The 16,705-nt window shown below is 56.7% G+C and carries 15 protein-coding genes; 4 read left to right on the top strand and 11 right to left on the bottom strand.

Annotated features, from left to right (window positions below):
- Positions 1–72 precede the first annotated feature (72 nt).
- Complete coding sequence (locus I6N98_RS08910; protein WP_198571418.1) at positions 73–726, top strand: crotonase/enoyl-CoA hydratase family protein; 654 nt, start codon at positions 73–75, stop codon at positions 724–726.
- Positions 727–748: 22 nt separating this feature from the next.
- Here I6N98_RS08910 and I6N98_RS08905 read toward each other — a convergent pair whose 3' ends face one another.
- From I6N98_RS08905 to I6N98_RS08890, 4 genes are all read right to left on the bottom strand, one after another.
- A complete protein-coding gene (locus tag I6N98_RS08905) occupies positions 749–3,907 on the bottom strand; it encodes an efflux RND transporter permease subunit (RefSeq protein WP_198571417.1) in 3,159 nt (1,052 codons plus the stop codon).
- On the bottom strand, positions 3,900–5,408 hold the full coding sequence (locus tag I6N98_RS08900) for an efflux RND transporter periplasmic adaptor subunit (protein WP_198571416.1): 1,509 nt from the start codon (positions 5,406–5,408) through the stop codon (positions 3,900–3,902). Before I6N98_RS08900 ends, I6N98_RS08905 begins: the two co-directional genes overlap by 8 nt.
- The gene (locus I6N98_RS08895; protein WP_232787518.1) at positions 5,405–6,742 is read right to left on the bottom strand and encodes a TolC family protein; all 1,338 of its coding nucleotides are present in this window, start codon (positions 6,740–6,742) and stop codon (positions 5,405–5,407) included. The genes I6N98_RS08900 and I6N98_RS08895 overlap by 4 nt, the downstream gene beginning before the upstream one ends.
- A gap of 135 nt (positions 6,743–6,877) precedes the next feature.
- Entirely contained in the window at positions 6,878–7,348 is a 471-nt protein-coding gene (locus I6N98_RS08890; protein WP_198571415.1) for a hypothetical protein, read from the bottom strand.
- Between the two features lie 181 nt (positions 7,349–7,529).
- Here I6N98_RS08890 and I6N98_RS08885 point away from each other — a divergent pair, with 181 nt between their 5' ends.
- Positions 7,530–7,967, top strand: a complete 438-nt coding sequence (locus I6N98_RS08885) for a DUF4124 domain-containing protein (RefSeq protein WP_198571414.1) — start codon at positions 7,530–7,532, stop codon at positions 7,965–7,967.
- 20 nt (positions 7,968–7,987) lie between these two features.
- Here I6N98_RS08885 and gspG read toward each other — a convergent pair whose 3' ends face one another.
- From gspG to I6N98_RS08850, 7 genes are all read right to left on the bottom strand, one after another.
- The gene (gene gspG / locus I6N98_RS08880; RefSeq protein WP_198571413.1) at positions 7,988–8,464 is read right to left on the bottom strand and encodes a type II secretion system major pseudopilin GspG; all 477 of its coding nucleotides are present in this window, start codon (positions 8,462–8,464) and stop codon (positions 7,988–7,990) included.
- 44 nt (positions 8,465–8,508) lie between these two features.
- Entirely contained in the window at positions 8,509–9,549 is a 1,041-nt protein-coding gene (gene sohB, locus I6N98_RS08875; RefSeq protein ID WP_198571412.1) for a protease SohB, read from the bottom strand.
- Positions 9,550–9,622: 73 nt separating this feature from the next.
- Positions 9,623–10,282: a cation/multidrug efflux pump gene (locus tag I6N98_RS08870; RefSeq protein ID WP_198571411.1), complete on the bottom strand. Its 660-nt coding sequence runs from the start codon at positions 10,280–10,282 to the stop codon at positions 9,623–9,625.
- Positions 10,269–12,008 carry a FimL-related protein gene (locus I6N98_RS08865; RefSeq protein WP_198571410.1) on the bottom strand — a complete coding sequence of 580 codons (1,740 nt, stop codon included), beginning with the start codon at positions 12,006–12,008 and terminating at the stop codon, positions 10,269–10,271. The genes I6N98_RS08870 and I6N98_RS08865 overlap by 14 nt, the downstream gene beginning before the upstream one ends.
- 66 nt (positions 12,009–12,074) lie before the next feature.
- Positions 12,075–12,821, bottom strand: a complete 747-nt coding sequence (dnaQ, locus tag I6N98_RS08860) for a DNA polymerase III subunit epsilon (protein WP_198571409.1) — start codon at positions 12,819–12,821, stop codon at positions 12,075–12,077.
- Between the two features lie 45 nt (positions 12,822–12,866).
- A complete protein-coding gene (rnhA, locus tag I6N98_RS08855; RefSeq protein ID WP_198571408.1) occupies positions 12,867–13,313 on the bottom strand; it encodes a ribonuclease HI in 447 nt (148 codons plus the stop codon).
- On the bottom strand, positions 13,306–14,166 hold the full coding sequence (locus tag I6N98_RS08850; RefSeq protein WP_198571407.1) for a methyltransferase domain-containing protein: 861 nt from the start codon (positions 14,164–14,166) through the stop codon (positions 13,306–13,308). The genes rnhA and I6N98_RS08850 overlap by 8 nt, the downstream gene beginning before the upstream one ends.
- A gap of 137 nt (positions 14,167–14,303) precedes the next feature.
- On the opposite strand from I6N98_RS08850, the gene gloB reads away from it, so the two are divergent.
- Together gloB and I6N98_RS08840 are read left to right on the top strand one after the other, a co-directional pair.
- Complete coding sequence (gene gloB, locus I6N98_RS08845) at positions 14,304–15,095, top strand: hydroxyacylglutathione hydrolase (RefSeq protein ID WP_198571406.1); 792 nt, start codon at positions 14,304–14,306, stop codon at positions 15,093–15,095.
- Positions 15,096–15,099: 4 nt separating this feature from the next.
- Positions 15,100–16,683: a lytic transglycosylase gene (locus I6N98_RS08840; RefSeq protein ID WP_198571405.1), complete on the top strand. Its 1,584-nt coding sequence runs from the start codon at positions 15,100–15,102 to the stop codon at positions 16,681–16,683.
- Positions 16,684–16,705: the final 22 nt, after the last annotated feature.

The raw sequence follows: 16,705 nt of genomic DNA, 5'->3' as shown, positions 1-16,705 counted from the left end.
GGCCGGGTGAAGATCATCTGTAACTCGGCCGGTTCAGTCCGTTACCGGCCCCAATTAAGAGTGCCACTGGTTATGACTTACCAATTAAACAATAAGGTCGCCATTGCAGCCTTCGACGATGGCAAAGTTAACGCTGTGAATGAGGCGTTTATCGACCAGCTCAATCAGTATCTCGACGATGCCGAGCGGGACGCCGGTGCCTTGATCATCACTGGGCGGCCGGGAATGTTTTCTGCCGGCTTTGACCTCAAAGCTCTCCAGGGTGACGAACAGGCCGCCGCCCGGCTTGTACAGCGAGGCATGGCCATGTTGGTGCGCCTCTATGAGTACCCGCTGCCATTGATCGCGGCCTGTAGCGGGCACGCTATTGGCCTGGGTGCTTTCATTTTGTTGGCTTCAGACAACCGTATTGGTAGCGCCGGGAGTTACCAGATCACCCTGCCAGAGACAGCACTGAGTATGCCCTTCACCCCAGTATTGCTCACCTTGATCAACGACCGAGTGAGCAGTAGCCATCAAACCCGCACCGCGCTTCAGTCCAGCCCCCTCTCCCCGGAATCTGCCGTCACGGCGGGGTTTCTCGACCTGGTCGCGGCCCCCGATGAGCTTTTAACCACAGCGCAGACTATGGCGGAGAAGCTTGCCGAGCTACCTCAGGCAGCTTACGCCGCCAACAAGCGGGATCTCCGGGCGCAATCCCTGGCGGCAATGCGGACATCCCTCTGAATCTAGTTCACTGCACCGGCTCTCATTCCGGATCATCGGGCCGCCCCGAGGGGTAACCATTCAGACTGGATTTGCGAGCTTTCCACAAATAGTAAAGGGCAGGCAGCACCAACAAGGTCAGAAGCACCGCGCTTAACATTCCCCCAACCATCGGCGCGGCAATGCGGCCCATCACCTCTGAGCCAGTGCCAGTGCCTAACATGATCGGCAACAGACCGATAATGATGGAGGCGGCAGTCATCATCACTGGCCTCACCCTCAGGCCAGCCCCTTCCAGTACAGCCGAGCGCAGATCCTGATGATCGGGCTGTTTGCCCCGCTGTCGGGCTAGCGCCAGCATCCGCTGGTATGACTGATTGAGGTAGACCAACATGATCACACCAATTTCCACGGCAACACCGGCCAGCGCAATAAAGCCGACCCCCACGGCCACCGAAAAATTGTAACCCAGCGCGTACATCAACCAGATGGCCCCCACCATCGCCAGCGGCAGGGTTCCCATAATCATCGCCACTTCGGCAAAACTGCGGAAGTTGAGGTAGAGCAACACCACAATTATGGCCAGGGTCAGCGGCACCACGTAGCTGAGTTTTTCCTTGGCACGCAGCATGTACTCGTACTGGCCCGACCAATTCAGAGAGTAACCCGGCGGCAGATCGACCTGCTCACTCACCACCGTCATTGCCTTATTGACGTAGCTGCCCACGTCAACGCCATCGATATCCACAAAGGTCCAGCCATTGAGACGAGCGTTTTCGCTTTTTATTGCAGGTGGGCCATCCTCGACATAGACCTCGGCCACATCGCCCAATGCAATGCGCTGGCCGCTGTCGGTAACGATGGGCAACAAGGCCAATTGCTCTGGCGAGTCGCGGTAGTCCTGGGGATAGCGCAAATTCACCGGGTAGCGCTCCAGCCCCTCGACCGTCTGGGTCACGTTCATCCCACCAATGGCAGTGGCCACTACCTGTTGGACATCGGCAATATTCAGCCCATAACGGGCGGCTTTGTCCCGCTTGATGTCCACCTTAATGTAACGGCCACCCGCTACTCGCTCGGAGTACACAGACGCCGTGCCTGGCACGTCTTTCAACACTTGCTCCAGGCGCTTGCCAATGGCTTCTATCTGGCTAAGGTCGGGGCCGGCAACCTTGATGCCCACCGGGGTTTTGATACCGGTAGCCAACATGTCAATGCGAGTTTTGATCGGCATGACCCAGGCGTTAGTCAGACCGGGAAATTTGACCAGGGCATCCAGCTCCTTTTTAAGGGCTTCAGTGGTCAAGTCCTGTCGCCATTGATCTCTGGGCTTTAGCTGAATAAAGGTTTCGATCATGGTCAAGGGTGCCGGGTCGGTAGCCGTTTCGGCCCGGCCGATTTTGCCAAATACTGTTTCCACCTCCGGTACAGTGGCAATCAATTTGTCGGTTTGTTGTAACAACTCCCGGGCCTTACCGATAGACAAGCCAGGATAGGTGGTGGGCATATACATTAAATCCCCTTCATCCAAAGGAGGAATAAACTCGCTGCCAATCTGGGTTGTGGGCCAAAAGCCCAGAGCGGTGATCATCAGCGCCACGACCAGCGTCGCTTTCGGATAGTTCAGCACGGTGTTTAAGGCCGGCATATAGGACCTGGTCAGAAGGCGATTGAGGGGATTCCTGTCCTCCGGCAGGACTCGGCCGCGGATAAAATAGCCCATCAGCACGGGCACCAGCGTCACCGCTAAGGCCGCACTGGCTGCCATGGCATAGGTTTTGGTAAAGGCCAGGGGTGAAAACATCCTCCCTTCCTGGGCCTCCAGAGTAAAAACCGGCACAAAGCTAACGGTAATGATGGACAAGCTGAAGAATAAAGCTGGCCCCACTTCCGAAGCGGAGTCCGCCACCACTTGCCAGCGATTCTCGCGAGTCAGCGGTGTACGCTCCATGTGCTTATGCATGTTCTCGATCATCACTATGGCGCCGTCGATCATCGCGCCAATGGCAATGGCAATTCCCCCGAGGGACATGATATTGGCGTTCAGGCCCTGTAGATGCATCACAATAAAGGCGGTGAGAATCCCCACTGGCAGGCTGACGATGGCCACCAAACTGGAGCGAACATGAAATAGAAACGCCACACACACCAGAGCAACCACGATGAATTCCTCCAGCAATTTGTGCCACAGATTGTCCACGGCACGCTCGATCAGGCTGGAGCGGTCGTAAACCGTCACCACCTCGACCCCTTCAGGCAGGCCGTCTTTCAAAGATTCAAGTTTCGCCTTTACACCGTTGATGGTTTGCTGGGCGTTTTCTCCGGATCGCATGACCACAATGCCACCCACGACTTCGCCCTGGCCATTCAGTTCAGCAATGCCCCGCCGCATTTGCGGGCCAAGCCCAATATCGGCCACATCTTTTAGCAACAGCGGCGTGCCGTTCACGTCCAGGCCCAGAGGGATCGTTTCCAGATCGTCGATGCTCTGGATATAACCGCTGGCGCGAACCATGTACTCGGCTTCGGCCATTTCCACCACCGAGGCCCCGACCTCTTGGTTGCCACGCTGGATAGCCATCTGAATATGGGACAGGGGAATGTTAAAGGCGCGAAGCTTGTCGGGATTCACCTTGACCTGGTATTGCTTCACCATGCCGCCCAGTGCCGACACTTCAGAAACGCCGGGTACCGTCTGCAATTCGTATTTTAAGAACCAGTCCTGAAGACTCCGTAGCTGGCTGATATCGTGCTTGCCACTGCGATCCACCAGGGCATAGAGATAGATCCAGCCCACCCCCGTGGCGTCTGGTCCAAGTTGCGGCCGGGCGTTCGTCGGTAAGGTAGGCGCTACCTGAGACAGATACTCCAATACACGGGAGCGAGCCCAATAGGTGTCGGTATCCTCGTCGAAAATCACATAGACGTAGGAGTCACCAAAAAAGGAATAGCCCCGCACGGTTACCGCCCCGGGTACCGACAACATGGCGGTGGTTAAGGGGTAAGTAATCTGGTCCTCAACCACCTGGGGTGCCTGGCCGGGGTAGTTGGTCTTGATGATGACCTGCACATCGGACAAGTCGGGTATGGCGTCCACCGGGGTGTTTTTCAGGGACCAGCCGCCAACACCAACCAGAATCAGCGTCACCAGCACCACAAAAAACCGGTTGTGGACCGACCAGCGGATCAAAGCTTCAATCATGGCTGTGCTCCTGTGCCCGCTGATCTGTGTCACTGAGACTGGCGCCGTGCTCCAAGACCTCTACGACGGTGAAGGTGCCATTGTCGACCCGAAAGCGAAATCGAAGACGATCCCCCTCAGACAATGCGTCGAGGTCTACTCCCCGACCCACGCCAAAATCCAGTGTCGAAGCCGGTCTACCCCACTTCGCTATGGCCCCCCGGGAGATGTTCACGGTGCCAGCTTGCACGTCGACTCGGTTGACAGTGCCACTGACCTCCGCCGTGTTATCGGGCTCGACCTTCATATCGCCGTGGTCCATGCGTTTAAAATCAGAGCTTTTACTGGACTCGGAATCGATCAAAAACTGCGCTGATGTCACAATGCGATCATCCGCCACCAAACCGGACAGAATTTCCACCTGATCCTCGCCGACCCGCCCTACTTTCACAGCAATGGATTTAAACCGTCCCTCTCCCTGTGCCAGCACCACCCGGGATTGGCTGCCAGTGCGGATCAACGCCTCCCGGGGGATGAGCAGTGCCGCTTCAGACGGGTGTGTATCGATAGCCATCTGGGCAAACATACCCGGTTTCAGGTAGCGGTCATTGTTATCAAATCGCACCCTGACCTGGGCAGTGCGGGTCTTGGGGTTAAGGGTCGGATAGATATAATCCACCTTGCCAGTCCATTCCCGACCCGGCACGTAGTCCAGCCTCATGCGCACCGGATCGCCCTCTTTAACGCTGACAGCCTGGCGCTCGAAGACTTCACCGATCACCCAAATATGCTCTAGCTGGCCAATGGACATCATCTCCATTCCAGGCTTCACAAACATGCCTTCTCGCACCATCAGGTTGTCCAGTACCCCGGATTGTGGCGCGGCTACGGTGATGGTTTGGCTGACCTTGCCGGTGCGCTTAATGCGATCAATATCGGCCTGGGGAACCTGCAAGGCTTCCAAACGCTCCATAGCGGCAGCGATCAAGGTGGGGTTGTTCCGCTTTAAAGCCAACTGAAGTTCTTCCTGGGCATTAACCAGCATCGGCGAATACAGGGTGTAGAGGACGGCACCCTTGGCGACGGGGTCGCCAGCCGCCTTGACGTGGAGTTTTTCCACCCAGCCTTCAACTCTGGGGTGAATATGGATCAAGCGGTCTTCATCGTATTGGACATAACCCACGGTATTCACCGTCATCGCCAACTGCCCCCGCGTCACTCCCGCGGTGCGCACCCCCAGATTGTTGACCACATTGGGCGAAATCGTCACCGCACCGGCGCCTTGCTCTCCCCCGTTATCGCCCTCCTCATACACAGGGATTAAATCCATGCCCATTGGGGACTTGCCGGGTTGATCCCGCTTAAAATTTGGGTCCATCGGCGCCACCCAATACAGGGGCTTTTTGTTGTTTTTATCGTCAGCGCCGTCGCCCTGCCATAGCGCCAGGTTGTAGGCGGTGACGGCCGTGCCAAGGAGCAGCGCGCTGATGATGAGGACGGAGTGCTTATCAGGCCTTTTCATGGGCGAACCTCCTTCGTCGGGTTGGCTGGGGCCGTGTTGAGCAGGTAGTTCAATTCGGCAACGGTTTTTTGTAGATCGATCCGGATCTGTAAAAAATCAATCTTGGCATTGAGCTCAGCGATACGGGCCCGAACGGCTTCAGCAAAATCTCCCACATCGTTGTTGTAGGCTGCCAGTGCGGCCTCTGCCTGCTCTGCCATTTGCGGCAGCAATGCCTGGTCATACAGTGCTCGCCGCTGATCCAGTCGCTTGAATTGCACAATGCGGGCATCCAACTGTGCAACTAATTGCCGCTGCAACAGTGACCGCTGTGTTTTTAACGCCTCGACTCTGGCGCTGGCCGCCTTTAAGCGCTGGTCCTGGCGCTGAGCTGTAAACACAGGGAGGTCAAAGCTGACACCGACAGAGACCAAATCCGCTCTTTCAGCACCCAGCGGGGTGTCGTCCCGGTATCCGTATTGTGCTGATACCCCCCAGGCCGGTTTGTATTGTTCTTTCGCTAACGCCACTTCGGTTTGCCGAGCCAGGATTTGCTTGTTGAGGGCCCGCAGTGTGGGATGTTGCTGTACCCGGGTGTAGTACCACTGTTCAGGCCGGGGGCCGCTGTGGTCGGCCAACATTTCCAGGGGCGGAGCCCGCTCGGGAAGATCCGCTGCGAGGGGCCCACGGGCGCTATTGCCCGCCCACTCAGCCAATTTTTGCTGATAGCTTTCCAGTTGCTGCCGCAGAACAGTGAGGCGGTCATCAAGGCGGGTCAGCTCCAGTTGCGCCCGTATGACATCCTGTTGCCGGGCTCGCCCCAGCGCCGAGGAGTAACTGGCTTTGGTGGCGTCCACCAGGTGTTCGAACAGGGCCCGATCCTTTTCGATCAGGCGAATACTTTCCTGTGCCCTAAAAGCCTCCAGCCAGAGCTGGGTTACGGTGGTCGCGACCTTGGCTTTGCGATCCTCTCTGAGCAGGGGCTCACGTGCGGCCAATTGTTGCTTTTGCCGCTGCGACAAGGCGCGGGTCTCGCCCCGGGGAAAGCGTTGGCTCACGCCAATGTTCAGTTGGGTCATCGGCTCCTGATCGCTATCGAAGGTATTGGTAGGGAAGTTGACCGCACCGAGATTGATTGTTGGGTCCGGCAGGCTGGACTCCGCGATTGACTCACTCTCCAGCGCCACCTCGCGGTGGTGACTGCCTTCCAGCCAAGGATCCGATTCGACAGCGAGCTGCAAGGCTCGCTCAAGTGACAGCGGCGATTGTGCCGCCGCGGCAGAGGCCATTGTGGCCAAGTACGCCAGCGACAGGGTCTGCAGCAAAGCCCGCTGCATGGGCAAAAATCGTTTCATGGTATTCCCGAATAAGCCTGCAATCACCGCCCAGAAATGGCCGTAGCGATCGCGCAAATTGTGAGGTCGGGAGCCCTGGGGCGCCCACTAACTGAGGCGTGCTGCGGCCCGACGTTTAGGCGCAACTACCCTGTATCAGTGGGAAATGGGGGGACGGAACGGAGAGCTGGGCTCGATGCCCTGGAGGTACACGGCATAGACCGAGTAATGGGTGGGGGACTTTGAAATCAGGGGCTGTCCACGATCGTCCACTAGAGCGGCGACAGTGGCAGCGCAACCGGCTTTTGCACAGAGGCTGTCCTGGCAGCAATCCGCGTTCTCGAAGCCGGAGTGATCCATGGACAGGTGGTGGTTGGCTTGGTGGATGGATTGAGGGCGCATGTCATGCCCGGCCATATCTCTATCCCCATCCACACCCATATCACTGGCGATGCCATCGCGTGTTTGGTCGAGCGTCTCAGGCATATCGGACATGGACGCGGGAGCCGTCATGGAAAGGTGAGAGCCCACACTACCGCAGGGCGCGGCTAGCGCCGAAAAGGCCTGACTGAACACCGCCAGAAGCACGACGCAGGCAATATGAATTCTGAATGTACGATGCCGCATAAAAGGAACGCAACGCTGATTGATAAATAAAACATACCTGAATCTGCGTCGATTTCAACGTTTGCCCTGCTCGCAGACTGACTTATCAAGGAGAATAGCAGCAACTATACGAGGGTTTGTAACAGGCCTAGGCCCTTGCTATTGTCTGAGGATATCGCATTGATCAGGGACGATCACTGTCATGAAAACCACACACGGATGGCTTTCGGCGCTGCTGTGCCTGTGCATCGCCTCCCAGGTATTGGCCGCCGAGCCATTGTATTTCTGGCACGATGACGCCGGCAGGCCCCACTACAGCGAGTCGCCACCAGGCGATAACCGCAGCTATAGGAAGTTAAAACCTAACGACCTACCAAGCCTGCACATCACTCCACCCGCAGACAAAAAACTTTATCCGTCCACCAGGAGCAAGGGCAGCAGCGGCAGCGGCGCCTACTATCAACAACGCAGCGATCGTAACCGCAATCGCCACACAAAAGCCGAGTGCCGTCAATACGAAAGTCAATTGCGTCGTATGGAGCGCTGCGTTAGGGAAAACGACTGTGGATTAACTAATCGGGAACTGCGCCATAAGCACCATCACTGGAACGTGATGTACCACAAGTATTGCGACTTTTAGCGGCCTTACTGGCAGTGCGCCTAGTCCAACAGCGTGTCGCTCTGGTAGACGAGGGAAATATCCGCGTTGACGCCCTTGCCGCCGGCGGTGTTGTCAGCCCCCAGGGTGACTATCTCAAATCGCGGTGGCGCGTGGGATGACTGATAACGATAGGGCCTACCCCAGGGGTCTTCAGTCAGAGAAGGCCGATCTACATACGGCCCCTGCCACTTGTTGGGGATGGGCTCGACTATCGGCACCGCCAGCAAAGCCTCTAAACCCTGCTCTGAGGTGGGGTAGCGACGATTGTCCAGCTTGTAGCGATGCAGAGCAGCAGAGAGACGGTTGAGTTCGCTGTCCACCTGCTTGCCTACCGCACCGTCGAGGCGCTGCATGAGGATGTAAGCAAATATCAAGGCCAGGACCGCCACAACGGCCAACACCAGCATAACCTCCCGCAGGGATATACCGGCTTCCCGGCGTTTCGCCAGTTTGGGTGTACGAGTCGCTAATCGCATAGAAGTGAGCGTGGATCCAAAACCGAAAACTTTGTCACCGTAATCTATAACGACCAGTAACGGTTCGACTTTAGCTGTTCAACCACTTTCCACAGCGAACGCTCAACTGTGGCTTCGGCGGCCAAGCCGAGCTTTTCTTGAATACGGCGTTTTTGTCGATAGCGAACCGCAAACAGATCAGCTTGATCCCGTTGCTTCAACAGGTAGTCATCGCTGGTACCCAACTCATCGATCAGTTGCTTGTCCAGGGCGCGCTGACCAAACCACACTTCGCCGGTGGCGATGCCGTCCACATCCAACTGCGGGCGGTGCTCTTTAACAAACTCTTTAAAGAGCTGGTGGGTATCTTCCAGCTCTTCCAGGAATTTTCGGCGTCCGGCCTCGGTGTTCTCACCCACCATAGTCAGGGTTCGCTTGTGCTCGCCCGCAGTGTGAAGTTCAACGTCGATATCGTGTTTTTTCAGAAGCCTGTGGAAGTTGGGCATCTGCGCCACCACCCCGATGGAACCGAGGATGGCAAAAGGCGCGGCCAGCAGGCGATTGCCGATACAGGCCATCATATACCCCCCCGACGCCGCCACCCGGTCAATGGCGATAGTTAAAGGAATGCCCCGATCGCGAATACGCGCCAGCTGGGAAGCCGCCAGGCCGTAGCTGTGCACCATACCTCCGGGGCTCTCCAATCGCAGTAGCACTTCGTCTTTGTCCCTGGCTATAGTCAGTACCGCAGAGATTTCCCGGCGCAGATGCTCCACTGCAGAGGCGCGGATATCACCGTCAAAATCCAGTACAAATATGCGCTTCTTATCTTCTGCCGGAAGCTTACCTTTGCGCTCGGCTTTGTCTTTTTTCCGGCGTTCCTTGTGGTGCTTTTTATAGTCGGCCTCGTTCATTAGGGAGTAGTGAAGCGCGTCTTCCCAATCCTCATAACGGTGGTTGAGATTGGTGACCTCAATGTGCCCCTCCTCACCCTCTTTGCGGCTGCGCTGACTGATGGCAACAATGGCGCCCACCACAATCACAATGGCCACCACAGCGGTGACGACTTTAGCGAGAAACAATCCGTACTCAGACAAAAATTCCAACGAAGGCTCCAGGTTAGATAAATAAAATCAGGCAAAAAAGATCGACCATAGTCTTATGCGGGACCGCGCCAAGTCAAGAACTGCTCCAATCCTGCAAGGCTTTGATGGCAATGGGGTTTTCCCCCTTGAGGAACAAGCCGCTGCGGCCGAGGTATACCGCGTACACGGCGCCGTCTTGCAGTGGCGCAAAGACCGCGTTGCCGAAGTCTACCTCCACCCATCGGCGCAGCGGTTTGAAGTCACCCAACCACTGCCAACTGTCCACTAATTCGCCGCTCTCTACAGCGTAAACACTGCGCTGTGTCTGGTTTCTTTCTTGTTCAAGAGACTGATAGCGACCCGAGACACGGCTTAGGCGGACCAAATTCTGTAGCCCCATTCTGGCCATTGGCAGCTGCCAACGCAGCACCCTACCCTCCAACATCCACTGATCGCCGTTAAGGGTAAATCGCTGGCTCGGTCCACCGTTAAAGCGGTCCAGGACAATATCAAAACGTTGGTCCCCACTCTGAGCCACAAACACCTTGGCCACCTGCTCTTCTTCCGCCAAAAGGCGATAACTAATCACATCCTGGGTGAGCACAACGACAGCACCGGTAAGCGGCACCAACACCAGGGACAGACAGCAGGTGCGAAGTGGTCGACGACGAATCTGCAGGATGACAAGCGCACTGAGCAGCAGGCAGACGCCGCTGGTAACCAGTAACAGCGTGTCGAGTTCAGGCAGCGCCATAGGCCTGGCCGGTTGCGTCCCGCTGCACCGGGAAACCCAGTTGCTGCAGGCTGTCTTCGGCTACCAGCAGGATATCGTCATTGGCAATAAAGCGCCGTTCCAGCTCGGAGAGGTAGTACTCTATGCTGATCATCGCATCTGCCAGGATTTCCATTGCTCTGGCATCGCCTTCATCGCCATCTTCAGTTCGCTTGAGGTAGGCGTTCATAAAATCTCGGGAAGACGCCAGTACCGCGGCCAGCCTGGTGGTACCGATCAGTTCAAAGGCGCCCCGCACCGCATCGAAGTTAGAGGGCAGATTGGTGATCTGCATAATGTCGAAGCCCGATTCGATATAGGCAGCCAAGGCTCGCTTGGCCAGTGCCACGACGCTTTTGGCCTCGTCTACCACCAGCGACTTGGCCTCGCTGACAATATTATCGGTATTGACGGCATCGCGCTGATCAAAACTCAAACTGGCCAGCTCATCGTAATTGAGCTTGCGTCGGTCAATCTGCGCCAGGCCACTTTCAATAAACAGCAAATTCTCGGCGAGGTTTTCCAGGTCGTCGCGGTGCTGCTCAAGATCACTGCCGATCGCCTTGTTAAGAATGGCGACATGCTCGTTCAGGGTTGCCGCCAGGCCGGTCAAATTCAGCACCAACAATACATCGGCGCACTGTTGCAACAGGCTGCTTAAGGGCTGGATTTCCTCAGCGTCGCTGCGGCCGTGCTGAGCCAATAATTCGAGGATATCCTTGGCGTGACGCAACTCGATACGCAGCTCACCCAAAACCGATGAGACTGTGTCGTAACTGAGTCCCAACATTTGCTGCTGCAGGCGGGATAAATCGGCATCGTCCAGGTCGGCGCTGCGAATCTTGGCGGCGTGCTGTATGCGACCGGTAAACCCCTCTTTGTAGCTGGACAGGGACAGCAGGAAAATCAGTTCTTTTTCCAATACCTCGTTAATATTGAAGCGGCCCAACACCGCAGCGCGAAGTTGCCCCTCCAGTGAAGCCAAGACCCGCCGACGCTGGGTCGTCACCTTGAGCCCTTCCCGGCTAAAGGCCTCCACTACGCCGTTGGCCAACAGCCAAAAACGTTGACTGGGTCCGGGGGGAATATGGCGACACAGGCGCTGTAGAGCCCGTGTCATCATCATCAACTGCAATTCTTCCTGACCACCTTTTAGCAAGCCCAGAAGACCGCGTTGATACATATGGCGGGTGCGCTTATAGATGTCCTGAAGGGCGTCACCCTCCAGCGGCTCATTGCGCAAGCGCAGATTGGCATCGCGGCTGAATAGCCAACCGTCATCGCGGTTAAAGTAGCTATCTGGCAGCAGAAGCTGCTGGTGAGCGGCGCGCAGATCGTTGGCGTGGCCAAGGGCCAATAGCGGAATATCCGCTCCTTGACTCTGGACGAACTCCAAATAGCGTGGTAGCACAAAAAACGCGGTGCTAAGGGCGTTGAGCTGGGCGTCGGGCAGCGCATCAGTGTTGCCGACGATGGCCTGGCACAAGGAGCGCATTTCATCGGCCAACAGTGCGGCACCCCGCACCTCAATCAGCCGTAAGGTGCCGCCAATCTGGCGCAGCGCCTGCTCGCACTCCTCCAACAAGTGCAAACCGTGCCGCTCGGCGAGAAAAGTCTCGAAGACGTTGGTCGCTTGCTGAACTGTATTATTGAGCTCGTCCGCCACCAGGGCGAAAGAACTGGTATTGATATCTACCCGGATCGACACAATGCAGGCACCGCTTTCATTTATTAAGCTAAGTATCGGGTTTGTATCGTATTTGGAGCAAAAAAACTACTGCTCGATGACATCGTTGGCCACGGCCGACCGCCACAGGCACTGACCGCCACTGGCTTTATCGATAATTTGCAGCTGCGCCTCGTGGGCGCTGAGCTCCTCGTCGCTGGCCCGGATCACCGCCAATGCCGGGCGTTCGGCGGCAAGCCGGCGGAAGCCCTCCTGGGATTGCGCCCCACCCGAGCGGTCGCCGTGGTCATCCCCGGCCAAGGCAAGGTTGGTTTGGCCGCCGGTCATCATCAGATAGACGTCGGCCAGTATTTCCGCGTCCAGCAGTGCGCCGTGGAGATCCCGCTGGGAATTGTCCACATCGTAGCGTTGGCACAGCGCGTCCAGGCTATTGCGCTGGCCGGGGTGTTTCTGCCGGGCCATCACCAGGGTATCCAGCACGCTGCATATTTCGTTGATGCGCGGCAGGTCGCTGCCCAATTGACTCAGCTCTGCATCCAAGAAGCCAACATCAAAGGGCGCGTTGTGGATCACCAGCTCTGCGCCTTTGACAAATTCAAGGAAGGGCCCTGCCACATCGGCAAATACCGGTTTGTCGGCCAGCATTTCATTGGTTATGCCGTGAACCTCAATGGCGCCGGCTTCCACCTCCCGCTGCGGATTGATGTATTGGTGGAAGTGGCGTCCGGTAAGCCGCCGATTGACCATCTCCACACAGCCGATCTCAATGATCCTGTGGCCCTGGGAGGGCTCCAGACCGGTGGTTTCGGTATCCAGTACGATTTGGCGACTCATTTCTTTCCTCGTTGTGACCTGGCAAAGCCCGGTGTTGAATCTCTGCTAGCTCAGCTCGTCGATACCCTGATTGGCCAGAGCATCCGCTATCTCATTCTCCCGGTGGCCGCTGTGCCCCTTTACCCAGTGCCAATCTATATCGTGCTGTTGGCTCAGTTCGTCGAGGGCGCGCCACAGGTCAGCGTTCTTGACCGGTTTTTTGGCGGCAGTTTTCCATCCCTTCTTTTTCCAGTTGCCCATCCACTCGGTAATGCCCTTGCGAACATACTGGGAATCGGTGGTCAGTACGACTTTGCAGGGACGTTTCAGCGCTTTCAAGCCCTCTATGGCCGCGGTCAGTTCCATGCGGTTGTTGGTCGTGTCGCGCTCGCCGCCGTACAGGGATTTTTCCCGGGAGCCGGACCGCAGTAGCGCGCCCCAGCCCCCTGGTCCAGGGTTACCGCGACAGGCGCCGTCGGTGAAAATTTCTATCGGATTGTTGGTATCAGTCATTCTGCGGTTCAATTTTAATAATTTTGGGAAGCCGGCGACGGTAACGGCGGTTTGTTGCGACCCTCTGCGTCGTGCTCATGCCCTGCGGTGTCGCGCCAATGCCCCGGGTGGCCCCCAACATAGCGGGATGAGCTAAGACCTGAGCACGCCGGCGAAGCCCCTCCTCGGAGGGCGTCAGTGGGGCGCGGTATTTCACCGCATTGAGGACGTAAACGCCACCCATGGGAAAGCGACTGGCCGGGGCGCGATGATTCATAAAAAACGCCGGTCGATTCACCGGCAGACGGTGGAAGGCATAGCGGGTCTCGTCAGCCTCAAAGCCCAGTAGTGACAGCCAATCGTTAACCCTCGACAAACTTAAACTGTGGTGTTGCCACATGGCACTGCGACGAAGGCGCCCCATTACGCCCCGCAAGGCCAACAGCGACCACGGGTTGATGCCACAAACAATCAGCCGACCGTGGGGCACCATGACCCGCTCCACCTCACGCAACACGCTGTGGGGGTTTTCAACAAACTCCAGCAGATGGTGAAGCACGACAATATCCTGGGACTCGCTCTCCACCGGCAGACGGTCAAAATCGCAAATGGCGTCCAGTACCTGGGTAAATCCGTAGTGACCGCTGCTGCCCAGGCGGAAAACCCGCCCATTGTTGCCCACATCCAGGCAGCAGCGCTCTGGGATGATACTGAGCCCCAGAATACGATGGCCCGGCGCAATCGCAGTCTCGATAGCCTCACTGATGAGCTGCTGCTCCTCCTGAAGCACGGTTTGCCCCACCGGGGTTTTAAACCATTGCCGCAGCGCCGGTAGCAGGAATTCTGGCGAATGTTGTGCGCGCCATCTGGGCATGTTCCTTGCCTCCTCATTCGGACCTTAAATTAACACCCCTCTGCGTGACAGAATTCTCACAATCGTGGATTGGTATCAGTACTAAAGTTGCTGAATTAACCACAAAAGTTTAACCTGCCGGATGGAGTGGGGGTCCTATGACATTAGCTAAAATAGAATTTATCCCAGCTTTCAGTGATAACTATATCTGGTGCCTATCCGACGTCGACGGCAACGCCCTGCTTGTCGACCCGGGAGACGCCGAGCCCGCGCTCGCCCATCTGAAAGCCCACCACCTGCAGCTTAACGCAGTTTTAATCACGCATCATCACCCCGATCATGTTGGCGGACTGCCGGAAATTCTAAATGCCTGTGGCGATATTCCGGTATACGGGCCTCAAAATCACTGCGAGACCATCAATCACCGGGTAGCGGGTGGCGACAGCGTTCAGCTTCTCGGCAGCACGTTTGAGGTCATTGCCGTTCCCGGACACACTCTCGATCACATCGCTTACTACCTCCGCGCCGAGGACAGCGAAAACAATACCCCTGCCCTGTTCTGTGGCGACACCTTGTTTGCCGGTGGCTGTGGCCGTCTTTTTGAGGGCACACCCGAACAAATGTACGCGTCACTTGGCGCCTTGAGCGAACTTCCTGGCCCTACCCGCGTCTATTGTGCCCATGAATACACTCTTAACAATTTAAAATTTGCCCTTCAGGCCGAACCTGGCAACGCTGCCCTCGCCAAACGCATGGATACCACAGAGCAACTGCGGGCTGACAACCTCGCCACAGTGCCCTCTACCATTGCTTTGGAGCTGGATACCAACCCCTTTCTGCGGACCCAAAGCAAGGAATTGCAACGGACTGTCGCGCAAGCCGCACAGATCAGTGAGGGAACGGCAGTGGAATATTTTGCCGCGCTACGAGCCTGGAAAGATAGAAGCTAAAACAATGATTAAAGCCAACTTGTATACGCCACTGCGGTGCGCCTTGCTCTTTACAGTCACAACCCTTGTGGCCTGTGCGCAATCACCATCGGCTCCTGCCCAATACGCGGCCAAAAAGAGTTGTTCAAAAGCGACCCGCTGTGTTCAAGAAGAGCGTGTCGTTGGCGCTGCATTAGACCGGGACTTTGTCCAAACCCGCCCCGCAAAGCAAGCCGCGCCCGGCTTTAACTCACTCTGGGAGCGTATTGGTACCCAGTTGCAGTTTGATGAGCTGGGAAGCCACGAAGCCGTTGAAGACATGGAAGACTGGTACGCCAGCCACAATTACTACCTGACCAAGATTAGTCAGCGGGCCATCCCTTACATGCACTATATCCTCCACGCTGTGGAACAGCGGGATATGCCCATCGATTTGGCCCTGCTGCCCTTTGTAGAGAGCGCCTTCGACCCCTTTGCCTACTCCCACGGTCGGGCCGCCGGCCTGTGGCAATTTGTACCCAATACCGCCGAGCACATGAACATCCCCATCGATTGGTGGTACGACGGCCGCCGGGATGTGATCGTGTCAACGAATGCGGCCCTGGACTACCTGCAAGAGTTGAATGCGCGTTTTGATGGCGACTGGTTGCTTACCCTCGCCGCTTACAATGCCGGCGGCGGAAGAGTAAACCGCGCCATTACCCACAACCGTAAAGCGGGTCGTCCCACTGACTTTTGGTCACTTAGACTTCCAAGAGAAACAAAGCGTTACATCCCAAAATTATTGGCACTTGTTAAGGTTTTTCGGAACCCTGCCAGTTACAATATCACCCTCCCTGACGCTCCGGACGAACCCTATTTTGCCTTGGTCAAAACGGGTGGACAGCTGTCTCTCAGTCAGGCAGCCAAATTAGCCGATACCACTGTTGACGAGCTTTACAAGCTAAACCCGGCTTTAAATCGCTCCACCACAGCGCCCAATGGCCCCCACAACCTTCTAGTGCCGGTGGCAAAGGCCAAGCGTTTTAATCACCAGCTGGCGAAACTGTCCCCGGATCAGAGAAGAGTGATCGGCGGCATCTACACCGTTAAGCCCGGCGACACCCTGATCAGCATCGCCCGTAAACACCATATTGACCTCGCTACCCTGCGCGCCACCAACAAGTTGAAAGGGGATTTTCTCAAGGCCGGGCAGACCTTGAGCATCCCGATGGGCGAACAGCAATCCGATGCCTTGAACCGGGGCGTTGCCGCCGCCGACCGGGAGAAACGTTTATACACCGTTCGCCGCGGCGACAACCTCAGCAAGATCGCCAACCAGTTTGATGTCAGCACCCGCGATTTGCTGCGCTGGAACCGCCTCAGTGCCCGGGATATTATTCATCCGGGTGACCAATTGACGGTGTGGATCAACAGCGCCAGCGGCCGGGATATGACTCGCAAAGTGGGCTACACCGTGCGCAACGGCGATTCTTTGTGGGCGATTGCCAGACGCTTCAAGGTCGACGTCGCCGACATACTGGAGTGGAATTCCATCACCTCTCGCAACCACCTCCGCCCGGGGCAGTCGCTAACCCTGTTCGTCGATATCACTACCGCTGATTTATAACGCAAAATAGCTTGTTGCCGCA

This window comes from Spongiibacter nanhainus (genome assembly GCF_016132545.1).
GTDB classification, from domain to species: domain Bacteria; phylum Pseudomonadota; class Gammaproteobacteria; order Pseudomonadales; family Spongiibacteraceae; genus Spongiibacter; species Spongiibacter nanhainus.
Note: the sequence above shows the minus strand (reverse complement) of the source record. Positions and strands in the feature narration are given on the sequence as shown.

What these genes read in the sequence shown, in the direction of transcription:
- I6N98_RS08910 (WP_198571418.1), top strand. Translation starts at nt 73, where the DNA reads ATGACTTACCAATTAAACAATAAGGTCGCCATTGCAGCCTTCGACGAT.
- I6N98_RS08890 (WP_198571415.1), bottom strand. Translation starts at nt 7,348, where the DNA reads ATGCGGCATCGTACATTCAGAATTCATATTGCCTGCGTCGTGCTTCTG.
- I6N98_RS08895 (WP_232787518.1), bottom strand. Translation starts at nt 6,742, where the DNA reads ATGAAACGATTTTTGCCCATGCAGCGGGCTTTGCTGCAGACCCTGTCG.
- dnaQ (WP_198571409.1), bottom strand. Translation starts at nt 12,821, where the DNA reads ATGAGTCGCCAAATCGTACTGGATACCGAAACCACCGGTCTGGAGCCC.
- I6N98_RS08870 (WP_198571411.1), bottom strand. Translation starts at nt 10,282, where the DNA reads ATGGCGCTGCCTGAACTCGACACGCTGTTACTGGTTACCAGCGGCGTC.
- gspG (WP_198571413.1), bottom strand. Translation starts at nt 8,464, where the DNA reads ATGCGATTAGCGACTCGTACACCCAAACTGGCGAAACGCCGGGAAGCC.
- rnhA (WP_198571408.1), bottom strand. Translation starts at nt 13,313, where the DNA reads ATGACTGATACCAACAATCCGATAGAAATTTTCACCGACGGCGCCTGT.
- I6N98_RS08885 (WP_198571414.1), top strand. Translation starts at nt 7,530, where the DNA reads ATGAAAACCACACACGGATGGCTTTCGGCGCTGCTGTGCCTGTGCATC.
- I6N98_RS08840 (WP_198571405.1), top strand. Translation starts at nt 15,100, where the DNA reads ATGATTAAAGCCAACTTGTATACGCCACTGCGGTGCGCCTTGCTCTTT.
- I6N98_RS08900 (WP_198571416.1), bottom strand. Translation starts at nt 5,408, where the DNA reads ATGAAAAGGCCTGATAAGCACTCCGTCCTCATCATCAGCGCGCTGCTC.
- I6N98_RS08905 (WP_198571417.1), bottom strand. Translation starts at nt 3,907, where the DNA reads ATGATTGAAGCTTTGATCCGCTGGTCGGTCCACAACCGGTTTTTTGTG.
- I6N98_RS08850 (WP_198571407.1), bottom strand. Translation starts at nt 14,166, where the DNA reads ATGCCCAGATGGCGCGCACAACATTCGCCAGAATTCCTGCTACCGGCG.
- gloB (WP_198571406.1), top strand. Translation starts at nt 14,304, where the DNA reads ATGACATTAGCTAAAATAGAATTTATCCCAGCTTTCAGTGATAACTAT.